The organism is Microbacterium sp. DWRC1-3, assembly GCF_049896645.1.
In the GTDB taxonomy this organism is placed as follows: domain Bacteria; phylum Actinomycetota; class Actinomycetes; order Actinomycetales; family Microbacteriaceae; genus Microbacterium; species Microbacterium maritypicum.
The window spans coordinates 2117418-2144040 of the sequence record NZ_JAFCUS010000001.1 but is presented as its reverse complement, the minus strand read 5'-3'; the positions used below and the strand labels follow the sequence as shown (position 1 = coordinate 2144040).

Genomic DNA, 26623 nt, shown 5'->3' with positions numbered 1-26623 from the left:
CGCCCGACCCGGTCAGTCGACGGCGGGGTCGCCGGGGGAGCCGATCCTGATCGACGCGGATCCGTCGGGCAGGATCGCGATCGTCCCGGTGAGCTGGAAGGGCACGTCCTCCGCCAACGGCTGGGTCTTGCCGTCGAACAGCGAGCGGATGTCGACCTCGACGTGGGCGACCGCGTCCGTCGTCGGGATCTGCCACTGCCCGCCGTCGGGGGTGACCGTGACCTGGGGCTGCGTCGCGATCGACCACTTCGGCGCGGAGGCGAGTCGGTTCGTGACGCGCAGGCCGAACGGGCAGGCCGTCGGCTGGAGCACCTCCTGCGTCGTGCACTCCGTGAGGAAGGCCTCGACCCTTTCCTGAACCACGTCGACGAACTCGTCGGTCGGCTCGGTCTGCACATCGAGCGGTGTGACGGCCAGGGGAGTGTCGGCGAGGACCCCGTGGCCCGAGGCGGTCGAGATCGCGGTGTCCACCGTCACCGCGTACAGGCCCGGCGTGAACACGAGCAGCGGCAGCGGGTCGAGCGCGACCGCATCGACGCCGTCGATCGACACCTGGCGCCGGTCGACCTCGAACCCGTTCACCGCGAACTGGTCGGCGCCGCGCACCGTCAGATCCACGACGGCCAGGGGGCTGGTGGTGAAGCGCCAGTTGGGGGTGACGCCCGCCCAACCGTCCTGCTCGACCAGGAAGGTGCTGGTGCCGGCGTGTCCGCTCGCCTGGTAGCTGACGGTGACGGCCGTGCCGCCCTCTGCCGGCTTCTCCGAGGTGATCGTCACGTCGGTCAGCGGGGCGAGTGCGGCGCGGCGGAGCATCGCCTCGGACGCTCCGGGATCGATCCCGGCGGCGTCGAGGGTCTCGCGGTCGATCGCGACGCCCGGTACGCGCAGCGCATCGGCGGCGCGACCGGAGGAGAGCAGGTCGAGGTAGCGGACGACGAACGCGGACGGGCCGTAGAACTGCTGGTACAGCGTGACGCCGCCCGCTCCCAGAGCCGCGATGAGCAGCAGGCCGACGACGGCGAGCATCGCCAGATCGACCCCCAGGCGCGCACGCCGGGGCGCGCTCGCACGTGCCCGGTCCATGGCGTCAGTCTAGGAGGGCGTCCTGGGGGGACGCCGAGCGTCGGCGGCCGTGTGCGGATGCCGGGACGTAGCATGGACGAGCGCCCTGTCCGTCCGCTGCCCCTGTGAGAACCGTGTCCCTTCCCGCCCTGTCCGAGGAGCAGCAAGAGCTGTTCCGACTCATCGAGGACACGGGCGAGCACGTCTTCATCACCGGGCGAGCCGGGACCGGGAAGTCGACGCTCCTGCAGCACTTCGCATGGAACACGAAGAAGCAGATCGCGATCTGCGCACCTACGGGCGTCGCGGCGCTCAACGTCGAGGGGCAGACGATCCACTCGCTGTTCCGCCTGCCGATCGGTCTGATCGGGGATGCCGACATCGATCAGAACGACGCGACCCGTCGCATCCTGAACGCCATCGAGACGCTTGTGATCGATGAGATCTCGATGGTCAACGCGGATCTGATGGATGCGATCGATCGTTCTCTCCGCCAGGCGCGGGGGCGCAGGGGCGAGCCGTTCGGCGGGGTGCAGGTCGTCATGTTCGGAGACCCGTACCAGCTGGCGCCCGTGCCGCCCCGCGGCGACGAGGCCCGATACGTGCAGGACCACTACCGCTCGTTCTGGTTCTTCGACGCGAAGGTGTGGGCGGGGACCGGCGGCGGCACCGGCGAGTCGGACCAGGAGGGGCTGTTCGCCGTCGACACGCGCGCCGAGCTGCACGTGCGCGAGCTCGTGCAGATCCACCGGCAGTCCGACGACGGGTTCAAGGCCATGCTGAACGCCGTGCGCTACGGGCGGGTGACCGCCGAGATCGCGGGCGTGCTGAACACCCAGGGGGCGCGGACACCACCGGATCCGGAGCCCGGCGAGGTCCCGATGATCACGCTCGCAACCCGCAACGACATCGTGAACAGCATCAACAGCCGACACCTGGCCGCGCTGCCGGGCAAGGAGCAGACCGCGCGCGCCGAGGTGAGCGGAGATTTCGGCAGGGGCGAGGCCGCGCTCCCGGCCGAGTCGGAGCTGAAGCTCAAGGTGGGGGCGCAGGTCATGTTCCTGCGCAACGACACCGCGATGTCCGGCGAGCCGCCGCGCTGGGTCAACGGCACGATCGGAACGGTGGTGCGCATCCTCGGCAGTGCCGTGCGCGTCGACATCGACGGTGAAGAGGTCGATGTCGAGCCCGCCGTGTGGGAACGGTTCCGCTACGCGTACGACCAGAACACGAAGAAGCTCTCCCGTGACGTCGTCGCCGAGTTCACGCAGTTCCCGCTGCGTCTGGCCTGGGCTGTCACGATCCACAAGTCGCAGGGCAAGACCTACGAGCGGGCCATCATCGACCTCGGCTCCGGGGCGTTCGCGCCGGGGCAGACCTATGTCGCCCTCAGCCGGCTGACCTCGCTCGAGGGGCTGTATCTGTCGCGTGCGCTGCGACCCCGCGACATCCGGGTGGACGAAGACGTGCGTCGGTTCATGCGCGATGCCTGGCTCGCGGCATCCGCCCCCGAGCTGCCGAAGAGCTGAGCTCCCGGGCGCGGGATCCGCTCAGGCGGCGGCGCGAGCGCGGTCGAGGTCTTCGAACAGCTCGGTGTTGAAGCGGTAGGCGAGGAGCACCTCGTCGATCACGCGCTCGCGCTCGGCCTCATCCCACGGGGCGGCATCGAGCTGCTCGCGGTACACGTCCTTGAAAGCGGACGGGTCGGCGATGTCGTCGAACAGGTAGAAGCCGATGCCGTTGGTCTCGAAGCCGAAGCGACGGGCCATCACACGACCGATGAAGATACCGCCGGACAGATCGCCGAGGTAGCGGGTGTAGTGGTGCGCGACGAAGCCGCCGGCCCAGGTGGCGCCCACCTGGCGGATGCGGTCGACGTAGCGCTGAGTGGTGGGCAGGGCGACGATCTGCTCGCGCCAGTCGGCCCCGAGCAGGAACTCGAGGTCGGCCTCCAGCGCGGGGAGTCGGGTGAGCTTGTCGGTGATGAAGACCGAGGCCACCGGATCCTGACGCATGCGCTCGCCCGCGCCCTCGAGCGCCTCATAGATGAAGTAGTGCTGCGCGACGAGGGAGATGTAGTCCTCGCGCGACCCCTCGCCCTTCAGGAGGTCGGACATGAAGCCGGCGGTCTCGCTGCGGGAGTGCGATCCGGACGAACGCTCGCGCAGGGCGGCGGAGAAGGAGAGGATCTCGGGCATGAGGCCAGTGTAAGGGTTACCTAACCCCGGAGGGAAGTCGCAGTGTTCAGGCGTGAGGCCGCGGCTCGACGCCGAGGCGGGCGCAGGCGGCGTCGTAGAGAGCCACGACCTCGCGGCGCACGGCGGGGCGGTCGGCGATCGGGCCGCCGGGCCAGGGCACGCGCAGCTCGGCGACCTCACCGTCGCGGGTGATCTCCCACACGCCGGCGTCTCCATCGAACCCGGTCATCACCGAACCGGTCACCTCGACATCCGACGGCTCCACGAAGGCGCGGGCGATGAGGATGTTGTCATCGGTGTGGTCGCCGTTCATGTGGCGGAGGACGGCGGTGATCACGTCGGCGTCGAAGATATGGGGCACGGTGACCACCTTACGGCGGCTCCGAGATCGCTCCGGGGCCGACTTTCAGCCTCGGCGCTCTAGACTCGGGAGACACGTCCTCGGGGGTCCCTTTCATGCAGCTTCTCTCGTCGCGCCGGTGGCGCGCCGCAACGGCGACGGCAGCCGTGCTCGCTCTCGCTCTCACCGGATGCTCGTCCGAGGAGTCCTTCTCCTACACGCCGCCCGCACAGGTCGACGGTCCGCTCCCGGACGACACGGTCGCCGCGATGCAGGCCGCGGTCGACAACGCGCTCGTCTCCTCCGGTGCGACCGGTGCGATCGTCGGTGTGTGGGCGCCCTGGAGCGGGAGCTGGGTGGCGGGCATCGGCACGCAGGATCGCGAAGGCGGTGCGGAGCTGTCGACCGACATGTCCTTCCGCATCGCGGACGTCACCCGTCTGATGACCTGCGACGTGCTCTATGCCCTCGCCGACCGTGACGTGGTGGAGCTCGACGCCAACGTCGCCGACTACGTCTCGGGCGTCGCCGACATGCGCGACGACGGCATCACCCTCCTCGATCTGTGCAACGGCACCAGTGGCGCGGGATCCTCCGAGGGGACCGTGAAGTCGGCCTGGCTGAACACCCCTGAGCGGGTGTGGTCGCCGCTGGAGCTCGCGGGCTTCGGGCTGGCGCGCGAGCGCGTCGCGCCCCACACGACCTTCCGCGACTCGGACGCCGGCTACCTCCTGCTCGGCCTCGCCCTCGAGCGCGCGTCGGGCATGACGGCCTCCGAGCTGATCGCCGAGTACGTCACCGAACCTCTCGCGCTGCCCGACACCTCGCTTCCCGGGCCGACCCCGGCAGTGCCGGGAACCGGCGCGGTGCTCGACGGTCACTACCTCAATGCCGTCGAGGGCGGATACGACTGCGCGGCCCCCGTCGACATCACGAAGCTGTCGTCCAGCTCGGGGTTCACCGACTCCGGTGTCGTCTCCACCATCACCGACCTCGGTCGCTACGCCCAGGCGGAGGCGAAGCAGGTCCTGCGCACGAAGGAGAAGCCGGAGCGCTTCGCCGATCCGCTCTCGGCGGCAGACGGCGCCGCATCCTGGTTCCAGGCCGCCGGCGGTGGCTACCTGGTGGGATCGATGATCGGCCAGCACGGCTGGACTCCGGGATACGCCACCGCGGCGTACTCCGACCCGGCGACCGGATTCACGGTGGCGGTCGTGCTCAACGATTCCACGGCCGGCGCCCAGTTCGCCCAGCACCTCTCGTGGGAGCTCGCAGCCATCGCCTCGAAGGCGCCGGCCGCCGAAGGCCAGACGGCGCCCGAGTTCGGTCTGCCGTTCACCGCCGAGCAGTACCACCAGACGATCACCGACGCGGCGATCGCCTGCGTCGCTCCTCCCGCCGCGGAGTGAACCCGGGCTGACCCACAGGTACTCGAAGGGGCGACGATGGCGATCATCGACAATGCGATCTACGTGGATGGCGTCCGCACCGAGAACCCGGTGACCCTGAGCGAGACGTTCGAGCGCATGCGCGAACGCGACGGCATGGGGTGGATAGGCCTCTATCGACCGAGCGAGGACGAGATCCGCGAGGTCGCCGAGGAGTTCGGGATCCACGCGCTCGTCGTGGAGGACGCCCTCTCCGGGCACCAGCGCGCGAAGCTCGAGCGCTACGGAGACGTGCTGTTCATGGTGCTGCGGCCGGCCCGCTATCTCGACGACCTCGAAGAGGTCGAGTTCGGGGAGGTGCATGTGCTGGTCGGTCCCGACTTCGTGGTGACGATCCGGCACGCGGAGTCCCCCGACCTCGGCCGCGTCCGGCGTCGCCTCGAAGCCGACCCCGCGCTCCTCGCCCACGGCCCCGAAGCCGTGCTGTACGCCATCCTCGACGAGGTCGTCGACGAGTACACGCCCGTCCTCGCGGGGCTCGAGAACGACATCGACGAGATCGAGAGCCAGCTGTTCGAGGAGAACACCGACGCCACGCAGCGCATCTACGATCTGGGTCGGGAGGTCATCGACTTCCAGCGGGCCACGCAGCCGCTGTCGGGGATGCTGGAGGCACTGCTTCGAGGGTCGGACAAGTACCAGGTGACCGAAGAGCTGCAGCGGTATCTGCGCGACGTGCTGGATCACACCCTGCGCGTGAGCGACCGCGCGACGACGTTCCGCACCGTGCTCGACAACGCGCTCACCGTCGAATCGACCATCGTCGCACGCCGCCAGAACGAGGAGATGCGGCGGATGACGGAGCTCAGCATCCGTCAGAACGACGAGGTCAAGAAGATCTCGGGATGGGCGGCGATCCTGTTCGCGCCCACGCTCGTCGGCACCATCTACGGCATGAACTTCGACCACATGCCGGAGCTGCACTGGCTGCTCGGCTACCCCATGGCGGTCGGCATGATGATCGCGCTGGGCTTCGGCCTGTACGCCGCGTTCAAACGCAAGGGCTGGCTCTGACACCGAGCCGGATGAGTGCCCGTCGCCCCGCATGGGATGATCGCAGCATGGAACTCGTGGCGGGAATCGACTCCTCGACCCAGTCCTGCAAGGTCGTCATCGCAGACGCGGTCTCCGGCACGGTCGTCCGCGAAGGGCGGGCGGCTCACCCGCCGGGAACCGAGGTCGACCCGGAGGCCTGGTGGCAGGCGCTGCAGCAGGCGATCGCCGCGGCGGGCGGGCTCGGCGACGTGCGCGCGTGGGCGATCAGCGGGCAGCAGCACGGGATGGTGGCGCTGGACAGCAGGGGACGCGTCGTGCGGCCCGCCCTGCTGTGGAACGACCTGCGCTCGTCGGATGCGGCAACGGCACTGATCGCCCGGTACGGCGCGACGGCCCTCGCGGAGCGCACCGGCCTCGTGCCCGTGCCCTCGTTCACCCTCACCAAGGTGCACTGGCTGCGCGAACACGAGCCCGAGCGCGCCCGTGCGGTCGGTGCCGTCGCGCTCCCGCATGACTGGCTCACCTGGCGTCTGCGGGGTTTCGGCCCCGACTCCCGTCTCGGCGCCGACCTGGATGAGCTCGTGACCGACCGTTCCGAGGCCTCGGGAACCGGGTACTGGACGGATGCCGGCTATGACCGGGAGCTCTTCGCCGAGGCGCTGGGGCACGACGCGGTGCTGCCGCGGGTCCTCGCCCACGACGCAGCGGTCCGCGATGCCGACGGCCGTTCGGTCGGACCGGGATCCGGGGACAACGCCGGCGCCGCGCTGGGTCTGGGAGCTCGTGTCGGAGACGTGGTGGTGTCGATCGGCACGAGCGGGACGGTCTTCGCGACGAGCGCTCATCGCACGATCGACCCCTCGGGAACGGTTGCCGGATTCGCCGACGCAGCCGACGGCCATCTGCCGCTCGTCGCGACCCTCAGCGCCGCGCGGGTGCTCGACACGCTCGCCGCCCTCCTCGGAGTGGATCACGAAGAACTCAGCCGACTCGCCCTTGCTGCGTCTCCCGGTGCCGGCGGTCTGGTGCTCGAGCCGTACCTGGAGGGCGAGCGCACCCCGAACCTCCCGGATGCGACCGGAACCCTGTTCGGCATGACGCTGGCCTCGACCACGAGAGAGAACGTCGCTCGCTCGGCCTATGAGGGCGTGCTCGGCGGTCTGCTGTTCGGCCTGAACGCGATCCGCGACCTCGGCGTGCCCACGGAGCGGGGCATCCTCATCGGCGGTGGCGCCCGGTCCGCGGCCGTGCGCGCGATGGCTCCCGAGATCCTCGGCATCCCGATGACCGCGCCGCCCGCAGGCGAGTTCGTCGCCTGGGGCATGGCCCGCCAGGCGGCGCGCACGCTCGGACTCGAGCTGCCTCCGGCCGCCTAGGGCGTGTTGATCAAGCCAGTGGCGTGTAGATATCCTCGCGCTATGCAGATATGGGTTCCGCAATGGTCGGTGCACCCGCCACAAGACTCTGAAGGGGCGAGTTGGTTTGGCGGTGTTCCGACAGGTCTGGCTGCGGACCGTTGGCCGGTGTGCGGAGAGTGCGGCGCGGTCATGACGCCGTTGCTTCAACTCGCGCCGGGGCCGTGGCTGCCGCGGGTCCCCGCCAGCTGCGTGCTGCTGGTGTTCAAATGCGAGAGCGACGCTGTTTGTGACTTCTGGGAGCCAGATGAGGTCGCTAATCGGTGCCTGCTGGTTCCGTCGACAGGGTTGGCAGGCGAGTCGCACGTCCCTTCCGCCGGGGCCAACGGAGAGACTCCCATCCTCCCGCGGCTATGGGTGCGCGATTGGGTACCGTCGGACGACGGAATCACGGCTGAGCAGGCGCGCCAGATCGACGACCCCGTCGCGTTCTGGGCATTGCCTGATGAGATCACAGCGGTACACGGCTTCGACTCGAACAAGCTCACGAAGGCCGGCGGGGCACCATATTGGACAGGAAACGGCCCTAGTGATGTTCCACCACGGCCGAGGCAGCTGCTCTTTCAGGTTGACAACTGGATCACCGCCATCGAGCCGAGTGAGGAAGTTTCCGCGTATATCGGAGACCAGGACTTGCGGGTAGCAGTAGCCGGTAGCTCGGTAAGCGCCGCGAACTTCATGAGCGACGGCATCGCGTTCGTCTTCGACATCACCCCAGACGACCCGCTCCCGACGCCGAGGCTAGCCATCAACCGCTGAGCGCGAGTGATGGGATCGTTTGCGGGGCGTTTATGCCCCCCTCAGTGAGGTTCCCTCAGTCAGAGCAGAACAGCTGAGAGCGTGATCGCGCATACCAGACCCTGATCAACACGCCCTAGGGCACCTGCAGGTCGGGAAGCCGGGAGGTCAGGCCGAGGCGTCGGCCCCGGCGGCGAGGACCTCGGCCCAGGCGTCCTCCTGGTCGAACACCAGGTCGGTGCCGACGACGGCCCAGTCGGCGCCGGCGGAGGCGAGGGCGTCGTGGTGCAGGCGGCGCACGCCGCCGTCGACGGCGAGCCGACGGTCGGGCGAGGCTCTGCGCAGGGCGGTGAGCTTGTGCAGGACAGCGGTGTCGAACGCGCTTCCGGCCTGACCGGGGACGATCGACATGCACAGCACCGCGACATCGGCTGGCACGTCGGCGGCGCGGGTCTGCGGTGAGACCGCGAGGCCGGGGGTGGCGCCGCGCCGCTCGATGCGCACGAGTGCATCCTGCCAGTCGTCGCTCTCGATGTGCACGAAGACGAGGTCGCAGAACGTGGTCCAGGCGTCCACGTCCCGCCCAGCCCGATGAGCCATCACGTGGGCTTCGGCAGAGAGCCCGGTCGCGGAGGCCAGCTCGGCGGCGGAGTCCGGGGGGAACCCTCCCGCCGCGGCGAAGCTGCCGTCGGTCGTGTCCCAGTGCAGCCGACGCAGACCGGCGTCCCGCAGCCGCAGCGCGGTGGTCAGGCGATCCTCGGCGGGAACGGACCACAGCGAGCCGGCGATCCGCATCAGCGATCCTCCGCGAGCACGGCCTCGGCGAGAGTGTGGTCGGTGAACAGCTCGGTGATGAGCCCCACACGGGACACCGTCCGGATCGCATCGGCCTTCGCGGCTCCACCGGCGACGGCGACCACACGCGGCACCTTCTGCAGCTGCTCGTACGAGATGTTGACGCAGCGGTCCTGGAAATCGGGGTCGACCGGGGTGCCGTCGCTCTGGATGAGGATGCCCGCGATGTCGGCGACGCATCCCTTGCTGAGAGCGTTGGCGAGGTCGTCGATGGGCAGCACGTCCCGCACCTGCGACACCGGCGGGTTCCAGGCGCCGACCGAGAGCAGGGCGGTGGTGACCGCGGGGAACAGGTCCATGGCCGAGCGGATGTCGGGATGGCGGCGCAGGCTCTTCGCGGTCTCGAGGTCGTCGACGATCAGCGGGGAGAAGATCGGGTAGACATCCCCGCCGGAGCGGCGCGACGTCTGGCGCACGACCTCGATGGGTGACGATGCCAGGTCGCCGGCCACGACGCCGGTGAGCTGCACGATCGACAGCCGGGGGAGGTGGTCGAACTGACTCACGGTCGCGGTCAGGGTGCGGCCCCAGGTGACGCCGAGCACCTCGTCCTCGCGCAGGCTCTCGCTGAGCGCCCGCGCCGCCGCCCCGCCGATCTGTCGACGCACGGTGTCGTCGTCGCCGTGAGAGCGCACGACGAGGCATCGCTCGAGGCCGAGCTTCTCCTGCAGCCGCTGGCTCAGCTCGACGTCGGGCAGACCCCAGTCGTGGATCTCGATCGTGACGACGCCCTCTTCGCGGGCGCGGGTGAGCAGCCTGGCCACCTTGAAACGCGAGATCCCCAGGGCGTCGGAGATGTCGACGCGGGACCGGTCTTCGAGGTAGTGGGCACGGGCGACGGCTGCCATGAGGGCGCGATCGTGGTCCATGCCCGTCGATACCTCGCTCATTTGAGCGTCGAAATCACGAAACTGTGACATATGTGACGGCTGCCTTTCTTCGGCACGAGGAGCTTCCTATGCTCAAACGTACATCCAAGCATCACAGATGAGCGCGACTGATTCCATCGTGCGATTGAAGGAGCAAGAGTTGACGGTCAATGACGACATCCTCGCGGTAGCGCGCGGACGCCTGCGTGCAGAGGCCGATGCCGTGGCAGCGCTGATCGACACGGTCGACGACTCGCTCGTCACCGCGGCGTCGCTGATCCTCTCCGGCACGGGCAAGCTCTTCATCGGCGGCTCCGGCACATCCGGCACCGTCGCGCGGCGGATGGCGCACATCCTCTCAGTGACCGGCACCCCGTCGCTGCCCTTCTCGCCCATGGACGGCCTGCACGGAGCCTCCGGTGCGATCACGGCTGCCGACATCGTGCTGCTCATCTCGAACGGCGGAGCCTCCGGCGAGGTCGTGCAGCTCGCCCGCATCGCCCGCGGTCGTGGGGCGCGGGTGATCTCCCTCTCGCGCAGCCACTCGACGCCGCTCGCGCTCCTGGCCGACCACAGCGTCGCCGTCGCCGTGCAGCCTGCGGCCGACATCGGCGGCATCGTCGCGACCGGCATCACGATCGCGCAGTCGGCGTGGGGCGACGCGCTCGCCGAGGTGCTCATGCGCGGGCGGGGGTACACCTGGGCCGAGTTCATGACCACGCATCCCGCCGGCGCCGTCGGTCGCCTCGAGGACCTTCCGGCAGACGCCGACCGGATCGTCATCCCCGCGTACCGGGAGGTCGCGTCATGATCGATGTGGTCGCCGGAGTCGACAGCTCCACCCAGTCGTGCACCGTGGAGCTCCGCGACGCCGCATCCGGAGCGCTCGTCTCGACCGGCCGCGCCCCGCATCCGGTCACCCACCCGCCGATCAGCGAGCAGGACCCCGAGTCCTGGTGGCAGGCGCTGGTCGCGGCGATGGGAGACGCGCGCCGCGACGTCGAGGTGCGCATCATCGGCGTGAGCGTCGGCGCGCAGTGTCACGGTCTGGTGGTCTCCGATGAGGCCGGTCGCCTGCTGCGCCCCGCGCGCCTCTGGAACGACACCACCTCGGGGCCGCAGGCTGCCGCGCTGCTCGACAGGCATCCCGCCTCCTGGTGGGCCCAGCAGATCGGGATCGTCCCCTCGGCCGCCATCACCATCTCGAAGCTCGCGCTCCTGGCAGAGACCGACGCGGATGCGTTCGCCCGCGTCCGCCACATCTCGGTGCCGCACGACTGGCTCACGTACCGGTTGACCGGACGCCGTGTCACGGATCGCTCGGACGCCTCGGGAACCGGGTACTACTCCGCCGACACCGGGCGTTGGCGCACCGACATCCTCGACGAGGTCGTGGGGGAGCGCGACTGGGCCCCGCTGCTTCCCGAGGTGCTCGCACCCGATGAGGCGGCCGGACGGATCGCACCCGCCGCGGCCGCAGAGCTCGGAATCGACCCCGGCGCACTGGTCGGCGCGGGCGGTGGCGACCAGCATCTCGCCGCGCAGGGCATCGGGCTCGGCGAAGGCGACGTGGCGTACAGCCTCGGCACCTCCGGCGTCGTGTTCGCGACCACCCCCGACCCCGTCGTCGACGTCACGGGTTCGGTCGACGGTGTCGCGAATGTCACGGGTGGCTATCTCCCGCTCGTCTGCACGCTCAACGCCACCAAGGTCACCGACACCATCGCGCGGCTGCTCGCGGTCGATCACGCCGCGCTCGCCGCCCTCGCCCTCGCCGCGCCGCTCGACCCGGAACGCCCCCTGCTCGCGGCCTACCTCGACGGTGAGCGCTCGCCGCGACTGCCCTCGGCGCGCGGCATGCTGGCGGGTCTGAGCACCGCGACCAGCCGCGAGCAGCTCGCATTGGCCGCGTTCGAGGGGGTCGCCCTCGGCCTCGTGCGAGGAGAGCGCGGGCTGGCGTCTCTCGGCATCCCCGTGACGGGACGCACTATCGCCATCGGCGGGGGAGCGCGGTCGCACGCCTACCGGCAGATCATCGCCGACCTGACAGGTCGCGCCGTGCACACCGTCGATGCGCCGGAAGGCACGGCGCGCGGCGCAGCGATCCAGGCCGCAGCGGTGGTGCGCGGCGAGACCGTCGCCGCCGTCACGGACGCCTGGCGCCCCGAGGCCACCTCGGTCACCGAGCCGGTCGCCGACCGCGGTGACATCTGGAACCGCTACATCCGTCTGGCCGACCTGCAGTCCGACGGCGAACGCTTCTAGGAGGAGGACCCGTGCTCTACATCGACAGCGCCGACCGTGACCTGCTCGCGCCGCTTCTGGCGACCGGGTTGTTCGCCGGTGTCACCACCAACCCCGCGATCCTCGATCGCGCCGGACTGACCGCCGACGACCTGCCCGCTCTCGCCACCTGGCTGCGGGATCGTGGCGTGACCCGCTTCTACGCACAGGCGACCGGGACGACGATCGAAGAGCTGCGCGACACCGCCCGTCAGATCGCGGATCTCGGCGGCGACGTGGTGATCAAGCTCGTGGCGTCAGCCCCGGCGCTCACTGTCGCTCGCGAGCTGACGGACGCCGGACGCGAGGTGCTGATCACGGCGGTGTACCACCCGGCCCAGGCCCTCCTCGCCGCCGCTGCCGGCGCGCAGGAGGTCGCACCCTACGTGGGTAGGGCGAGCGAGAACGGTCGCGAAGGCGTTGCGCTCGTCGCGGCGATCGCCCGAAGCGTGCCGAGCGTGCGCATCCTGGCCGCGAGCCTGCGCTCCGCCGACCAGGTCGCGGCCGTCGCCGGGGCCGGCGCGCACGATCTCACGCTCGCTCCGGCGATCGCCGGCGCCCTCTTCGAGGACGAGCTCACGCTCGCCGCGACCGCGGAGTTCGAGGAGCTCGTGGCAGCGGCGGCGCGTGCAGCGGCGGTGCCGTCATGACCCCGCCGGACTCCTGCCGCGCGCTCTCAGGGACGCGGAGGACCGCTCGTCGCCCTCACCTCGAGCGAGGTCGGCAGGAAGCGTCGCCGCGGGGTCTCGGCCAGTGCATGGCTCAGCAGCATCTCGCCGGCGATGCGGCCCTTCTCGACGAGTGGCTGGCTCACCGTGGTGAGGCCGACGCGTCCCGCTTCGGGGATGTCGTCGAAGCCGGTGATCGTGAGGTCGCCCGGCACGCTCAGACCCTGACGGCGTGCGGCGTCGAGTGCGCCGATCGCGAGGACGTCTCCGAAGCAGCAGATCGCCGTGAGGTCGGGGTGGCGCTGGAGCAGGGCCTGGAGGGCGGCGGCGCCGGACTCGACCGCGTTCTCGAAGCGCTCCTCGACGACCAGCGGAACGCCGCCCAGGCCGTCGCGGAGACCGGCGATCCGGTTGCGCTGCACCGAGTAGACGGCCTGCGTCCAGCGGTCCTCGTCGGCGGGGCCGTTGTAGCGCGCGCGCCCGAGGCGCGAGGTGATGACGCCCACCTTCCGGTGGCCGAGATGGGCCAGATGCTGCCCGAGCTCGGCGGCGGCGGCACGATCGTCCAGCCCGACCCAGTCGGCGGTGAGGCCGTCGCGCGGCTCGTCCACCACCACGGTGGGCAGGCGGCGCCGCAGTGCGGCGTCGAGGTGCGGATCACCCTCCGGGACCGAGTAGAAGACGAAGCCGTCGACGACGGCCCCCATGACGTTCGACACCCGCGACGCCCCGACGGGCGGGCCGGTGGGCAGCAGCAGCAGGTTGAGCCGCGCCTCCTGGAGCGTGGTCGAGAGCCCCGCCAGCAGGGCCACGGAGGCGGGGTCGGCCAGGGCGAAGGGCATCTCGTCGGTGAAGACCACGCCGATCGTCTCGGACTTCCCGCGGCGGAAGCGGCGGGCCGCGGCATCCGGTCCCGCATAGCCGACGGCTTCGGCGGTGGCGAGCACACGTTCTCTGACGTCGTCACTGACCCGCTCCGGGTGGTTGTAGACGTTCGAGATCGTGGCCGGCGACAGGCCGAGCGACCGGGCGATGCTCGTGAGCGTCGGCGGCGGCGCTCCGGGCGTCTTGGTCATCTCTTCAGCCTAGTGGATTTGACGTTTCAAGAGCGAGTGGACCACTCCTCTCTGCACTGTTTCATTGATAAATCAAGGATGGATGAGGAGTTGTTGACGTCTATAGATTTACGTTCTAATATTCAAGCGATCGCAAGCCCCCGGATCGACACGCGTCGCCCGGGCAGGCTCGTCGCCGGATACCCGAACGGCTCCGGGCGCAGAAGCCCGAAGCCCCGCACCACCCCGTTCTCACAGGAGAGAGAGGTTTCTCATGACTGAGATCCCGTCGACGATGACCGCCAGCGTGCTGCGAGGGGTGAAGGACCTGGTGCTGGAAGAGCGCCCCGTCCCGGTGCCCGCCGCTGACGAGGTGCTGGTGGAGGTCGCGAGCGTCGGCGTCTGCGGCTCCGATGTGCACTACTACGAGCACGGCCGCATCGGTCCGTACGTGGTCGACACCCCGCTGATCCTCGGTCACGAGGTGAGCGGTCGCATCGTCGCCGTCGGTGCTGACGTCGACCCGGAGCGCATCGGACGACGTGTGGCCATCGAGCCCCAGCGGCCCTGCCGTCGCTGCGACTTCTGCCGAGCCGGCGACTACAACCTGTGCCCGCAGATGGAGTTCTACGCGACGCCGCCGATCGACGGCGCGTTCTGCGACTACGTCATCATCCAGGACGACTTCGCGTATGACGTGCCCGACTCGATCAGCGATCACGCGGCAGCGCTCATGGAGCCGCTATCCGTCGGCATCGCAGCCGCGCAGAAGGGCGGCATCAAGGTGGGTGACACCGTGCTGATCGCCGGCGGCGGACCGATCGGCATCATCGCCGCTCAGGTGGCCAAGGCGTTCGGCGCCGTCGACGTGGTGGTCGCCGACATCAACCCGGCCCGCCGGGAGCTCGCCGCATCGTACGGTGCCCGCGTCGTCGACCCGGCGGCACAGTCGACCGTCGACCTCGCCGCGAACGTCTTCATCGATGCCTCCGGTGCCACGCCCGCGATCGTCAACGGCATTCGCTCCACCCGTGCCGGCGGCACCGTGGTCCTGGTCGGCAGCGCCGACGAGTTCCCGCTCTCGGTGCCCGACGTGGCGATGCGCGAGCTGAACGTCACCGGCATCTTCCGCTACACCGGCACCTGGCCGATCGCCCGGGCCCTGCTGGAATCCGGCCAGGTCGTGCTCGACTCGCTCGTCACGCACGTGTACGGCATCGAGCAGGTCGAGGAGGCGCTGTCCGGCGAAGGATCGGTCGACTCCCTCAAGCGGATCGTCCTGCCGCGCGTGCGTCGTGTCGACGAGCCAGAGGTCAGGGCGGCGTCATGACCGACGCGCTGCTGTCCGTCCAGGGGATCTCGAAGTCGTTCCCCGGTGTGAAGGCCCTCGACGACGTGTCCTTCGATGTGCGCCCCGGCACCGTGCACGCTCTCTGCGGCGAGAACGGCGCCGGCAAGTCGACCCTGATGAAGATCATCAACGGGATCTACCAGCCCGACACCGGCACCATCCGAGTGCGCGGCGAGGAGGTGCGGATCAAGAACCCGATCGACGCCCGCGCCCGCGGCATCGCGATGATCTCGCAGGAGCTCAACTACGTGCCGGGCATGACCATCGCGGAGAGCTTCTTCCTCGGTCGCCTGCCCATGAAGCTCGGCAAGATCGACTGGAAGTTCATCCGCAGCGAGGCGCGTCGCATCCTCGCAGCGGAAGGGCTGGACTTCTCGATCAACCGCCGACTCGGCACGCTCACCGTCTCGGAGATCCAGACCCTCGAGATCCTCCGCGCGGTCTACCACAGCGCCGACGTGCTGATCATGGACGAGCCCACCTCGGCGATCGCCCACAAGGAGGTCGAGTCGTTGTTCGCGAAGATCCGCGATCTGCGCGCACAGGGCAAGTCAATCATCTACATCTCGCACAAGATGGACGAGGTGTTCGAGCTCGCGGACGACGTCAGCGTGCTCCGCGACGGCACCGTCGTGAGCTCGCAGCCCACCGCCGAGATCAGCTCCAGCCAGATCATCGCGCAGATGGTCGGTCGTGACCTCGACCACCAGGCCTACCCCAAGGAGCAGGTCGAGATCGGTGACACGGTCTTCCGTGCCACCGGGCTGTCGTCCGCGCACATGTTCGAGGACATCGACCTGAACATCCGCGCGGGCGAGATCGTCGGGCTCGCCGGACTCATCGGCGCGGGTCGCAGCGAGGTCATCCGCGCGGTGTTCGGACTCGACAAGCTCGATGCGGGCGAGATCGAGATCGACACGGCCACCGTGAAGATCAAGAACCCGACGCAGGCGATCAAAGCCGGTGTCGCCATGCTCTCCGAGGACCGGCGTCTGGTCGGCATCGTGCCGCAGCTCAGCATCATGAAGAACGCCACGCTGGCGAGCATGCGCAAGGTGATCCACGGCGGCTTCGCCCGGCGCCGGGAGGAGGAGAAGCTCGTCACCGAGTACTTCGACAAGATGAACGTCAAGGCGCCCAGCCTGCAGACGCGCATCGCGAACCTCAGCGGCGGCAACCAGCAGAAGGTCCTCCTCGCCCGCTGGCTGATCTCCGACCCGAAGATCCTCCTCCTCGACGAGCCCACCCGCGGCATCGACGTCGGAGCGAAGTTCGAGATCTACAAGATCATGACCGAGCTGGCCAAGCAGGGCCGCGGCATCCTCATGATCTCGTCCGAGCTGCCCGAGCTCATCGGGATGTGCGACCGCATCTACGTGATGTCGGCCGGACGCCTCACCGCGGAGCTGACACCTGATCAGTTCTCGCAGGAAACCATCCTCACGTACGCCATGAATGAAATCGAGGTGGCATGAAAATGCTCTCCAACCTGAAGAGACTCGAGGTGAGCCGCTTCTCGATCTACATCATCCTGTTGATCGTCATCGTCGCGGCGAGCCTGCTGAGCCCGAACTTCCTGAGCTCGGACAACCTGTTCAACGTGCTTCGGCAGGTGTCGGTCATCACCATCCTCGCGTTCGGCGCGATGACGCTCATCATCGGCGGGATGATCGACCTCTCCGCCGGCGCCGTGATGGCGTTCGCGGGTGTGGTGTCGGTCATGGTCTACAAGTCGAGCGGCAACCTGCTGCTCGCGATCCTCGCCGGCATCGCGATCGGCATGATCTGCAACCTCGTCAACGCCTTCCTCGTCGCGACGCTGAAGACCCCGGCGTTCATCGTCACCCTCGGCATGATGCTCATGGCCCGCGGCGCGGTGCTCGAGCTCACGCAGGGTCAGAACGTGCTCCAGCTCGGTGACTTCGTCCTGATCGGACAGGGCAACCTCGGCTGGCTGCCGATCCCGGTGCTGGTGCTCATCGGCGTGACGATCGTGATCTGGTACCTGATGAACCAGACCAGGTACGGCCGCTCGGTGTACGCGGTCGGCGGCAACGAGGAGGCGGCGCGGGCCGCCGGGATCTCGGTCGCGCGTGTGAAATACCAGGCGTTCCTCGTCAACGGCGCCCTGGTCGGCATCGCCGGCGTGATCTTCATGTCGCGCGTCAACGCCGGTCTGCCCAACGCCGGCGTCGGCTACGAGCTGCAGGCGATCACCGCGCCGATCATCGGTGGCACGAGCTTCTCCGGAGGCGTCGGCACCGTGATGGGAACACTCGCGGGTGCGCTCATCGTCGGCATCCTCGGCAACATCATGAACCTCATCGGGATCGGCTCGTACATCCAGCAGATCGTGATGGGCGCGATCATCGTGATCGCCGTCGCCTACGACGTCTTCAGCAAGCGCGGCAAGGCGAAGACCACGATCCTCAAGTCCGACGCGAAGGGCGATCCCTTCCCCGTTCGGGCCTCCTCGACCGATCCGGGAGGCGGTCGGGTGAAAGCCTGACCCTCCCCTTTCCGCAACGCTTCACCCACCCAACGAAAACAGGAGAAGACAATGAAGAGTCTTACCCGCAGGATCATCGCCCTCGGCGCCGCAGCCGCTGCAGCGATCAGCCTCGCCGGCTGCGCCGTCACCACCGGAAACCCGACCGGAGGCGGCGGTGGTGCCACCGAGGACAAGGACGAGTACCGCGTCGCGTACATCGCCCGAGCCCAGGCCGACTCGTTCGCCGCCTGGCTCGCCAACGAGATGAAGGCGGAGGCCGGCAACTACGACGACATCACCCTCGAGGTGTTCGACGGCCAGGCCGACGACGAGATCGAGAACAAGATGATCGAGAACGCGATCGCCAACAAGTTCGACGCGGTCATCATCCAGGCGAACAACGCCGACGCCCAGCTGCCCTACATCCAGCAGGCAATCGACGCGGGCATCGTGACCATCACCACCAACCCGCGCGTGGAGGGACTCACCGGCGGCAACTCGGTCGACGCCGACCCGTACAAGCAGGGCGCCGTCGTCGCGCAGCTCGCGCTGGAGGAGATCCCGGAGAACGCGAACGTCGTCGTGCTCAACGGCCCCGCCGGCAACTTCCACAGCACCGCACGCCGCGAAGCGTGGGAGGCGGAGTTCTTCGAGAAGCGCCCCGACGTGAAGATCGTCGCGGAGGACATCGCGAACTGGAACAAGGATGAGGCCATGACCCTCATGGAGGACTGGTCGCTGGCCAACCCCGACGTCGACGCGATCATCTCGATGAACGACAACATGGCGTCGGGTGCGCTCGAGGCTGTGAAGGGCAAGGGCGGCTTCGACGGCATCCTCGCCTACGGCGTCGACGGCACCCCCGAGGCCGTGCTCCTGATCGAGGCCGGCACGATGACCGCGACCTCGCTCCAGAACGCCCGCGAACTGGCACAGCTCAACCTGAAGGCCGTGCACGACCTGCTCACGGGCGCGGAGGACGAGGTGAACGTCGACATCGGCAACCCGTTGATCACGAAGGACAACGTCCAGGAGTACATCGACCTGTACAAGGAGGCCGGACTCCTCGACAAGTGACGTCGCCCGACCGGTGACACCGACGTCGGGGGAGCGGGCGCCTGCCCGTTCCCCCGACGTCTGCCCGCACACCTCCTGGAAGGCAGATCCCGCGATGCTCGCTCTTGCTCTCGCCGACGCCCGTGACCGCGCGCGGCGGCTCGCCCAGGATGGGCGTCCTTTCCTGCTGGGGATCGTCGGTCCGCCCGGCGCCGGCAAGTCCACCCTCGCCGAGGCACTCGGCGAACCCGCGTTCCCCATGGACGGGTTCCACTACGCCAACGAGCACCTGGATCGGCTCGGCCTGCGCGACCGGAAGGGGGCGCCGGCGACGTTCGACGTCGACGGCTTCGCCGCCCAGCTCGGTCGCCTGCGGGCGGGGCGCGACGTGGTGGCGCCTCGCTTCGACCGCGAGATCGATGCCGCCGTCGCGGGTGCCCTGTCCCTCTCCGCCGCCGACCGCCTGATCGTCGTCGAGGGCAATTACCTGCTCCACGACGCCGATGGGTGGGAGCGGATCCGCCCACTGCTCGACGAGGTCTGGTACATCGACGTGCCGGAGGATCTCCGGCTGCGCCGGCTCGTCGCCCGCCACGAGTCGTTCGGCCGCACGCACGACGACGCCGTGCGGTGGGCCTCCGACGTCGACGGCCCCAACGCCGTCCTCATCCGCGCCACCCGCCACCGGGCCGACGCCATCATCACCCTGACCGAAGGAGAAGACGCATGAGCGTCATGGAAGCATTCGCCCTCACCGACCGCACGGCACTCGTGACCGGTGCCACCCGAGGGCTGGGTCGCGAGTTCGCGCGGGCCCTCGCCGAAGCCGGAGCCGACATCGTCGTGCACGGCCGTGACGAGGAGGCGGCCAAGGAGGTCGCCGCCGAGATCGAGGCGCGCGGACGCCGCGCGTGGATCGTGCTCGGGGACCTCACCGATCGCGCCTCGGTCGACCGCATCGCCGCCGAGGCCATCGGTGCGGCCGGGCACCTCGACATCCTCATCAACAACGCCGGCGCGTGCATCCACCGTCCCGCGCTCGAGGTGACGGACGACGAGTGGTCGCACGTCATCGACACCAACCTCACGGCGCTGTGGCGCATGTCGCAGGCAGTCGGCGGACACATGGTCGCACGTGGCTCGGGCTCGATCGTCAACGTCGGCTCCATCTCGGCGCAGATCGTCAACCGGCCGCAGTTCCAGCCGGCGTACAACGCGTCCAAGGCCGCCGTGCACCACCTCACCAAGTCGCTCGCGGCGGAGTGGGCGCCGTCCGGCGTCCGCGTGAATGCCGTGGCCCCCGGGTACATCAAGACCGACATGTCGCCGGTCGACGAGCCCAAGTACCGTCGCTTCTGGATCGAGGACTCCGCGCAGCAGCGTTATGCGACGCCGGACGAGGTGAGCCCCTCGATCGTGTTCCTCGCCTCGGACGCCGCGAGCTTCATGTCAGGCACCGTGCTGGTCGTCGACGGCGGCTACACGCTGTTCTGAGCGGCACGGCGGACGCCGCCGGGGATGAATCCTCGGTGGCGTCCGCTCCTCCCGTCCGGCCCGTCTGTCCGGATCCCTGCGGTCGTCGGCAGTGCGCGGTCTTGTCCGCGTCCGCGAGGGCGGGCACGATGAGCGCATGACCTCTTCTTCCGACACCGCCCTGCTCGTCATCGATGCGCAGGAGTCCTTCCGCCGGCGTGTCGACGACTGGGCGGCCACGGCGAATCCTGCCGTGATCGACAACATCGCGCTCCTCGTCGCCCACGCGCGAGAGGTCGGCGACCCGGTCGTGTGGATTACGCACTCCGAGCCGGGGAGCGGGGGTGTGTTCGACCCCGCATCGGGGTTCGTGCGTGTGATCGAGGACCTCGATCCGCGCGAATCCGAAGCAGCCCTCACCAAGACGACGGTCAACTCATTCGGCTCGACGGACCTGCATGACAGGTTGCAGGGGGCGGGGGTGCGTCGCGTCGTGATCTGCGGCATCCGCACCGAGCAGTGCTGCGAGACGACGGCCCGCGTCGCCGCCGACCTCGGCTACGAGGTGGAGTTCGTCACCGATGCGACCACGACCTCGGCGATCCCTGCGCACGGCGGGCTGGCCGCCGTGTCGGGGGAGGACATCATGCGCCGTACGGAGAGCATCCTGGCGGCCCGGGGATTCGCGACCATCGCGAGCACGAGCGAACGGATCGGAGCGGTCCGGGCGCCCGGTCTCCCCTAGAAGCGCCGCCCGGATTCCCCACGACGTCGTCGCCCACCGACAGATTCCGTCGCGATGCTCGTTGTCCGGAAGGGGGCGTTCCCGCGGGGAGATGCGCGGCGTGCCATCGCGTAATCTCATCAGTAGCGGAGGGGGGCGCACTCAGGGGAGTGGGCAATGGGCGAAGCAACGGACCAGGTCGATCGGCGTGTCGTCGATGATCGACGGGCCCGAGAGGCGAACGCGGGGGACCGTGGTGCGGCCGGGGAGTACCTCGCCGAGAATCTCCCGTACCTGTTGTCGATAGCGCGACGGATCTCCAACGGCGTGCTCGATCCCGACGACCTCGCCGCGGACGCCATCGCCGCCCTCCTCGCGCTGTGGGCCGAGGGCAGGGGACCGACCTCGAACCCCAACGCCTATCTCTCGCGAGCGATGAGGAACCGTCTGATCGACGAGTACCGTTCACCGCGCTCCCGCGTCGGCGGCATCCTCGATGCGGATGAGGAGCTCCAGCCGCACTTCGACTCGACCAGGCGCACCGATCTTCACCGCGAGTACGCGTATGTCGCCGCCGCTCTGCAGTCCCTCCCGCCGGATCAGCAGCTGGTGCTGAAAGCCGTCGTCGTCGATGGGCGCAAGCCGGGAGACCTCGAGGGAGAACTGGCGCGGCGGGCGCCGGCGATCTCGTCCCTGCTGCGGCGCGCCAAGCTCAGCCTGCGCCGGGCGACGCTGCGGGTGGTCCTCGAAGAAGACGCGCCAGCGGACTGCCGTCGCGCCGCCGGCGACCTCCCGGAGTCGGTTGCGGTGCAGATGGAGGATGTCTCTCGATCGCGCGGCATGGCGCACATCCGCACGTGTGATCGGTGCAGGGCCGCCTGGGGCCGGTTCGGCGCCCTCACCTCCGCGCTCGGCACGGTCGCGCTCCTCGTCGCCGGGAGCGTGCTCGGCCCGTCCGGCTCTGCCGAGGCCGATGATCGCCCGCGGGGGAGGCCGACCGCGCCACCGTCGGTGGTCCGACGGCTCTCCGGCGCGCGACGGATCTCCCTGGTGCCGCAGATCATGGCGATCGCCTCGGTCGTGGTGGGGGTGCTCCTGATCGCGCTGGCTCTTCCTGCGGTGCAGAACCTCCTCTCGGGAGGGCCGATCGGCGGGCTCCAACTCGCCGTCACCTCACGAGCGCTTCCGGCCGAGCGTGCCGAGATCGACGTGGACTTGCGGTTGGGAGACACCGAGGACGTCGTGGTCGAGCTCCTTCTTCCGCCCGGACTGAGCGTTCTGAGCACTCCCGAGGCGTGGGACTGCTCGCCCTCCTCGACGGGTGCCATCTGCCGGGGGGATGCGACCTCCCGCGTCACCTTCGCCCTCGTCGACTCCCGCCCTGATGAGGCCGGCGGATACCGGCTCCTGCTGGCCGGGCATCGCGGGGACCGCGCGGTCAGCGGTGTCGCCGAGGGGCAGGTGCGTTCCGAGACGCAGACCGTCACGGCGACGGTCGGCTGACTCCGACAGATTCCTTCGGCTCGTTCGTTTGTACCTCCGAGGGGTCACGCCGGCTGGCGTGCCTGCGAATTCGCACTGTCCGCGTAATGGAAAGCGCCCGAACGGAGTCTCTCCTTCCGGGTGTGTCGCGGGGACAACGCCCGAAGATGCTGGGGGTCAGCAATGTCTACTGGGAACACACACGTCCGTCGTCGCCTGGCAGGTGCCGTGGTCATCGGCGTCGCCGCGGCTCTCGCGGTTCCGACCGCGGGGTGGGCCGCGCCCACACCCGACTCCGGCCCTGTGGCCGGAGGAACCACGGTTCTCATCGAATGCTCGGACGTCTCGCCGATCGAGATGTTCGCCGCAGGCGGGATGAACGCCATGATCGTCACGAAGGAGGAGAAGGTCCTCACCTGGGGCGCGTGGCAGTACGGATCCAACGGGAACGGCGGGGGATCAGGGCCAGGGCAGATCTCGCAGGGGGCTATCCCCGCGGATGCCGACATCGTCGACGCCGACTACGACCAGTACGCCGGCTACGTGGTCGCCGCCGACGGTGCGATCTACGCCTGGGGCATGAACTCCTCCGGCCAACTCGGCATCGGCGGTTTCAACCCGCAGGAATCGGCGACGCCCGTGAAGGTGAACCAGGGGCAGATCCCGGCGGGAGTGAAGCCGGTCTCGATCGCCGCCGGCTCGGGGCGTGCCGCCGTGCTCGCCGACAACGGCTGGGTGTACAGCTGGGGCGAGCCGTCGAACGGAGAGGGCACGAACAACTGGCGTCCCGAGCCCGTCGCGCTCGCGCAGGGGCAGATCCCCGCAGGTGTCACCATCACCCAGCTCGCCAACGGCAACGGCAACACCTACGCGCTCGGCAGCGACGGCTGGATCTACTCCTGGGGTGGCAGCTTCATGGGCGGCAACGGCGATGGCAACGTCGGTGGAGCCGACCGGCTCGCACCGGTGCGGATCGCACAGGGGGCGGTTCCCGCCGGCGTCACGTTCACCCAGGTCGCTGCCGGCTCGTATGTGGGCTACGGGCTCGGCACCGACGGAAAGATCTACTCCTGGGGGTACAACGGCAACGGCCGCCTCGGCATCGGTGACACCGGTGTGACCGCCGTCGGAGCCCCCGTGCTCGTCTCCGCGGGCGACATGTCCGCAGGCCTCAGCATCAAGAAGATCGTCGCGAGCGAGTTCCACGTTCTCGTGCTCGCCGACGACGGGACCATGTACAGCTGGGGCTACAACCCCGACGGTCAGCTCGGCATCAACTCGGTCGTCGACGCGGCGGCGCCCGTCAAGGTCGACACCAGCGACATCCCCGCCGGTGTCATCGCCACGGATGTCGAGATCGGGTTGCAGGCGTCGTTCGCGCTGGGTTCGGACGGTCGTCTCTACAGCTGGGGAGGAATGCGTCCGACCTGGGGCAGCATCTCCGGTCCCGCACAGCTCGGCAGCTACGCGAGCGAGGGGCGGATGCGGCCGGGCCTCGCACTCAGCTTCGGGGTGACCGAGGTCACCTTCGACGGCATCCCCGGCACCGACCTCGACGCGTCGGGGTGCCCGATCAGCGTCGTGACCCCGCCGCACGTTCACGGTCCCGTCGACGTCGTCGTCCGCACGGGCCTGATCGCGGGGACCACCGCCACGCCGTATCAGTCCGCGACGACCTACCCCGGCGGGTTCACGTACCTCGAACCGCCGGTCATCGTCACCCCCTCCCTCCCGGACGGAACGGTCGGGACCACCTACACCTCGACGGTCGAGGCGACGGGGCCGGGGCCGATCACGCTCGCGGTCACCACGGGCTCGCTGCCCCCGGGACTCGTCCTGGATCCGACCACGGGAGCGCTCACGGGCACCCCGACGACCGCGGGCACCTTCACCTTCACGGTGACGGCGACGAATCAGTACGGGACCGACACCCAGGAGTACGTGGTCGTGATCCGTGAGCGGACGGTGATCCCGACGACCGATCCGATCGATCCGACCGACCCGACCGGCCCGCCTCGCGGAGGAAGCACGTCCGGCGGCAGCGCCTCGCTCGCCGTCACCGGCGGCACCGCGGCGTTCGCGGCGTACGCGGCCGGGGCCGGAGCGCTCCTGATCGTCGCCGGCAGCGGCTATCTGCTGTTCACCAGGAGCCGTCGACGGGTGTGACGCGTCGGCGCTGCACGCGCCGACAGATTCCGCCCGGATATCCGTTGTTCTAGATGAGTCCTCCCCGGGCTCGGTGACACCTCCCCGTCACCTGGTGCACAGCACCTCCCCAACAGGGGCGGCACACCCCCACGTGCCGCCCCTACCTCCTTCGGGCTCGTCCTGAGCCCGACCGGATGCGTCAGTCCTCGGGATCGGCCTCGGGCATTCCCGGGCCGGGTCCCGGACGCACAGGCGCCTCCGGGGCGATGTCGATGCGGGTGTTGCCGTCGTGCTCGCTGACCTCGATGCGGGGCGCGGCGTCGGCCTCGGTGGCCTCCGGCGCTGCCGTCAGCTGGTCGTGTCGCTTCTGCGCGCTCGTCATCTCTTCGTCGGATGCGTGCTCAGGCGTGCTCATGGTTCTCCTTCGGGTTGCCGACGGTGTCGCCGCCGGAAGCGTCGTTCCTCTTCTCGGCGTGCTTCCTGCCCCAGAGCGCGAGCAGGTAGAGCACACCGCCGACGGCGAGCAGGATCCCGCCGAAGAGCCAGACGGCCGGACGCTGCTGGGTCAGCAGCAGGATGCAGGAGCCGATGCCGAGCACGGGGACGAAGGTCCACACGCGGAAGTGATCGTTCTCGACGCGGTCCCGACGCAGCACCAGCACGGACACGTTGACGCTGAGGAAGACGACCAGAAGCAGCAGCACGACGGTCTCGGCGAGCGTCGCCAGATCCCCGACGAGGGTCAGGCCCATCGCCACGAGGGTGGTGGTGAGGATCGCGACCCAGGGGGTCCGCCTCTTCGGGAGCACGCGGCCGAGGGTGGCGGGCAGGAGGTTCTGCTCGGCCATGCCGTAGGTCAGGCGGCTGACCATGATCATCGTCAGCAGTGCGCCGTTGGCGACGGCGACGAGCGCGATGAGGCTGAACAGCCAGGAGGGGATGCTGACGCCGGTGGCCTCCACGACGGCGAGCAGGGGTCCGCTCGACTCCTGCAGCGCTGCGGGCGGGAGCGCGATCGCGCTCGCCAACCCGACCAGCACGTACACCGCTCCGGCGGTGAACAGAGCGCCGAAGAGGGCGCGGGGGTACGTGCGGCGCGGATCCTTCACCTCTTCGATCATGTTCGCGGAGGTCTCGAACCCGACGAACGAGTAGTAGGCGATGACGGCGCCCGACAGCACCGCGATCGCAGCATTCGTGCCCTCCGGCACCTCGGTGACACGGGAGAGGTCACCGCCACCACCGCCGACGAAGATCGCGACCACGGCGACGACGATGACGAGGCCGCTGAGCTCGATCGCCGTCATCACGAGATTGGCTCCCATGGACTCCCGGATGCCGCGGGCGTTCAGGAGGCCGACGACGGCGAGGAACGCGATGGCGACCGGGATCGTCGGCAGGTCGAGGAACGTGCCCAGGTAGTCGCCCGCGAACGCGATCGCGAGTCCGGCCGCGCTCGTGACGCCCGCCGCGAGCATGCTGAATCCGACCAGGAACGACACCAGGGGGCTGTGGAAGGCGCGCTCGGCGAAGACCGCTGCTCCACCGGCACGAGGGTATTTGGTGACGAGCTCGGCATACGAGCCCGCGGTGAGCATCGCGAGAAGCAGTGCCAGGAGCAGGGGTGCCCACAGCATCCCGCCGACCTTCTCGGAGAGCACGCCCATCAGCGCGTAGATGCCGGCGCCCAGCACGTCTCCCAGGATGAATGCGAACAGGAGAGGCCCGGTGATCGCCCTCCGCAGCCGGGTCGAGGTCTCGGCGGCGGGCGCGGTCTCGGTCGTCATCCTCGAAAGCTACGGGGGAGAGGCGACAGCGGCCACGGGGTTGACATCCCGGCGCCGTGGCCTCCTCGCCGACCGACCGCTCGCGGATCGTCGTCCGTTTCCAGGCTCAGCGAATTCACAGAAAGTCCGCGCGGCTCCCGGAATTCCGCGGGATCCGGCGATAGCGTCAGTGCCGCAAGAGGCT

Annotated in this window: 25 protein-coding genes; 17 read left to right on the top strand and 8 right to left on the bottom strand. The window is 69.3% G+C overall.

Annotated elements, in window-relative coordinates:
• Window positions 1-12: 12 nt before the first annotated feature.
• Complete coding sequence (locus tag ACP699_RS10405) at window positions 13-1083, bottom strand: hypothetical protein (protein WP_219869899.1); 1071 nt, start codon at window positions 1081-1083, stop codon at window positions 13-15.
• A gap of 113 nt (window positions 1084-1196) precedes the next feature.
• Between ACP699_RS10405 and ACP699_RS10400 the strand changes: the two genes are divergently transcribed.
• Window positions 1197-2591: an ATP-dependent DNA helicase gene (locus ACP699_RS10400; RefSeq protein ID WP_055866505.1), complete on the top strand. Its 1395-nt coding sequence runs from the start codon at window positions 1197-1199 to the stop codon at window positions 2589-2591.
• A 21-nt stretch (window positions 2592-2612) separates the two neighbouring features.
• Here ACP699_RS10400 and ACP699_RS10395 read toward each other — a convergent pair whose 3' ends face one another.
• Both ACP699_RS10395 and ACP699_RS10390 read right to left on the bottom strand, forming a co-directional pair.
• Window positions 2613-3260 carry a heme oxygenase (biliverdin-producing) gene (locus ACP699_RS10395; RefSeq protein ID WP_055875006.1) on the bottom strand — a complete coding sequence of 216 codons (648 nt, stop codon included), beginning with the start codon at window positions 3258-3260 and terminating at the stop codon, window positions 2613-2615.
• A 46-nt stretch (window positions 3261-3306) separates the two neighbouring features.
• Complete coding sequence (locus tag ACP699_RS10390) at window positions 3307-3621, bottom strand: DUF2470 domain-containing protein (RefSeq protein WP_426170967.1); 315 nt, start codon at window positions 3619-3621, stop codon at window positions 3307-3309.
• A gap of 95 nt (window positions 3622-3716) precedes the next feature.
• Here ACP699_RS10390 and ACP699_RS10385 point away from each other — a divergent pair, with 95 nt between their 5' ends.
• The 4 genes from ACP699_RS10385 to ACP699_RS10370 all read left to right on the top strand — a co-directional run bounded on the left by ACP699_RS10385 (window position 3717) and on the right by ACP699_RS10370 (window position 8218).
• Complete coding sequence (locus tag ACP699_RS10385; RefSeq protein ID WP_426170965.1) at window positions 3717-5009, top strand: serine hydrolase domain-containing protein; 1293 nt, start codon at window positions 3717-3719, stop codon at window positions 5007-5009.
• A 36-nt stretch (window positions 5010-5045) separates the two neighbouring features.
• The gene (gene corA / locus ACP699_RS10380) at window positions 5046-6062 is read left to right on the top strand and encodes a magnesium/cobalt transporter CorA (RefSeq protein WP_055866495.1); all 1017 of its coding nucleotides are present in this window, start codon (window positions 5046-5048) and stop codon (window positions 6060-6062) included.
• Window positions 6063-6109: 47 nt separating this feature from the next.
• Entirely contained in the window at window positions 6110-7420 is a 1311-nt protein-coding gene (locus ACP699_RS10375) for an FGGY family carbohydrate kinase (protein WP_055866491.1), read from the top strand.
• A 171-nt stretch (window positions 7421-7591) separates the two neighbouring features.
• Window positions 7592-8218 carry a hypothetical protein gene (locus ACP699_RS10370; protein ID WP_426170961.1) on the top strand — a complete coding sequence of 209 codons (627 nt, stop codon included), beginning with the start codon at window positions 7592-7594 and terminating at the stop codon, window positions 8216-8218.
• Window positions 8219-8365: 147 nt separating this feature from the next.
• Here the strand turns inward: ACP699_RS10370 and ACP699_RS10365 are convergent, their stop codons facing one another.
• Together ACP699_RS10365 and ACP699_RS10360 are read right to left on the bottom strand one after the other, a co-directional pair.
• Entirely contained in the window at window positions 8366-8992 is a 627-nt protein-coding gene (locus ACP699_RS10365; protein WP_426170959.1) for a hypothetical protein, read from the bottom strand.
• A complete protein-coding gene (locus tag ACP699_RS10360) occupies window positions 8992-9942 on the bottom strand; it encodes a sugar-binding transcriptional regulator (protein ID WP_055874997.1) in 951 nt (316 codons plus the stop codon). Before ACP699_RS10360 ends, ACP699_RS10365 begins: the two co-directional genes overlap by 1 nt.
• 97 nt (window positions 9943-10039) lie before the next feature.
• Between ACP699_RS10360 and ACP699_RS10355 the strand changes: the two genes are divergently transcribed.
• Genes ACP699_RS10355 through ACP699_RS10345 form a run of 3 tightly spaced genes read left to right on the top strand, consistent with a single transcriptional unit; the run spans window position 10040 to window position 12854 of the window.
• Entirely contained in the window at window positions 10040-10732 is a 693-nt protein-coding gene (locus ACP699_RS10355) for an SIS domain-containing protein (RefSeq protein ID WP_055874994.1), read from the top strand.
• Window positions 10729-12186, top strand: a complete 1458-nt coding sequence (gene xylB / locus ACP699_RS10350; RefSeq protein ID WP_426170956.1) for a xylulokinase — start codon at window positions 10729-10731, stop codon at window positions 12184-12186. Before ACP699_RS10355 ends, xylB begins: the two co-directional genes overlap by 4 nt.
• 11 nt (window positions 12187-12197) lie before the next feature.
• Complete coding sequence (locus ACP699_RS10345; RefSeq protein WP_055874988.1) at window positions 12198-12854, top strand: transaldolase family protein; 657 nt, start codon at window positions 12198-12200, stop codon at window positions 12852-12854.
• A 26-nt stretch (window positions 12855-12880) separates the two neighbouring features.
• Here ACP699_RS10345 and ACP699_RS10340 read toward each other — a convergent pair whose 3' ends face one another.
• Window positions 12881-13948, bottom strand: a complete 1068-nt coding sequence (locus ACP699_RS10340) for a LacI family DNA-binding transcriptional regulator (protein WP_055874985.1) — start codon at window positions 13946-13948, stop codon at window positions 12881-12883.
• Between the two features lie 253 nt (window positions 13949-14201).
• Between ACP699_RS10340 and ACP699_RS10335 the strand changes: the two genes are divergently transcribed.
• From ACP699_RS10335 to ACP699_RS10295, 9 genes are all read left to right on the top strand, one after another.
• A complete protein-coding gene (locus ACP699_RS10335; RefSeq protein WP_055866465.1) occupies window positions 14202-15257 on the top strand; it encodes an NAD(P)-dependent alcohol dehydrogenase in 1056 nt (351 codons plus the stop codon).
• Window positions 15254-16753, top strand: coding sequence for a sugar ABC transporter ATP-binding protein (locus ACP699_RS10330; protein WP_127483201.1), 1500 nt, complete (start codon window positions 15254-15256; stop codon window positions 16751-16753). Before ACP699_RS10335 ends, ACP699_RS10330 begins: the two co-directional genes overlap by 4 nt.
• A 2-nt stretch (window positions 16754-16755) precedes the next feature.
• Window positions 16756-17787 carry an ABC transporter permease gene (locus ACP699_RS10325; protein WP_017829716.1) on the top strand — a complete coding sequence of 344 codons (1032 nt, stop codon included), beginning with the start codon at window positions 16756-16758 and terminating at the stop codon, window positions 17785-17787.
• A 51-nt stretch (window positions 17788-17838) separates the two neighbouring features.
• The gene (locus tag ACP699_RS10320) at window positions 17839-18846 is read left to right on the top strand and encodes a sugar ABC transporter substrate-binding protein (protein WP_127483200.1); all 1008 of its coding nucleotides are present in this window, start codon (window positions 17839-17841) and stop codon (window positions 18844-18846) included.
• Window positions 18847-18940: 94 nt separating this feature from the next.
• Window positions 18941-19555, top strand: coding sequence for a nucleoside/nucleotide kinase family protein (locus ACP699_RS10315; RefSeq protein WP_055866457.1), 615 nt, complete (start codon window positions 18941-18943; stop codon window positions 19553-19555).
• Window positions 19552-20319, top strand: a complete 768-nt coding sequence (locus ACP699_RS10310) for an SDR family NAD(P)-dependent oxidoreductase (RefSeq protein ID WP_055874971.1) — start codon at window positions 19552-19554, stop codon at window positions 20317-20319. The genes ACP699_RS10315 and ACP699_RS10310 overlap by 4 nt, the downstream gene beginning before the upstream one ends.
• Before the next feature lie 136 nt (window positions 20320-20455).
• Entirely contained in the window at window positions 20456-21043 is a 588-nt protein-coding gene (locus tag ACP699_RS10305; protein WP_127483197.1) for a cysteine hydrolase family protein, read from the top strand.
• A gap of 156 nt (window positions 21044-21199) precedes the next feature.
• A complete protein-coding gene (locus tag ACP699_RS10300) occupies window positions 21200-22525 on the top strand; it encodes an RNA polymerase sigma factor (protein ID WP_426170950.1) in 1326 nt (441 codons plus the stop codon).
• Window positions 22526-22687: 162 nt separating this feature from the next.
• The gene (locus ACP699_RS10295) at window positions 22688-24670 is read left to right on the top strand and encodes a putative Ig domain-containing protein (protein WP_426170948.1); all 1983 of its coding nucleotides are present in this window, start codon (window positions 22688-22690) and stop codon (window positions 24668-24670) included.
• A 181-nt stretch (window positions 24671-24851) separates the two neighbouring features.
• Here ACP699_RS10295 and ACP699_RS10290 read toward each other — a convergent pair whose 3' ends face one another.
• Window positions 24852-25067 (bottom strand): multidrug transporter, encoded by a 216-nt coding sequence (locus ACP699_RS10290; RefSeq protein ID WP_426170946.1) that lies wholly within the window; start codon window positions 25065-25067, stop codon window positions 24852-24854.
• The gene (locus tag ACP699_RS10285) at window positions 25054-26439 is read right to left on the bottom strand and encodes an APC family permease (RefSeq protein WP_426170944.1); all 1386 of its coding nucleotides are present in this window, start codon (window positions 26437-26439) and stop codon (window positions 25054-25056) included. The genes ACP699_RS10290 and ACP699_RS10285 overlap by 14 nt, the downstream gene beginning before the upstream one ends.
• Between the last annotated feature and the right edge of the window lie 184 nt (window positions 26440-26623).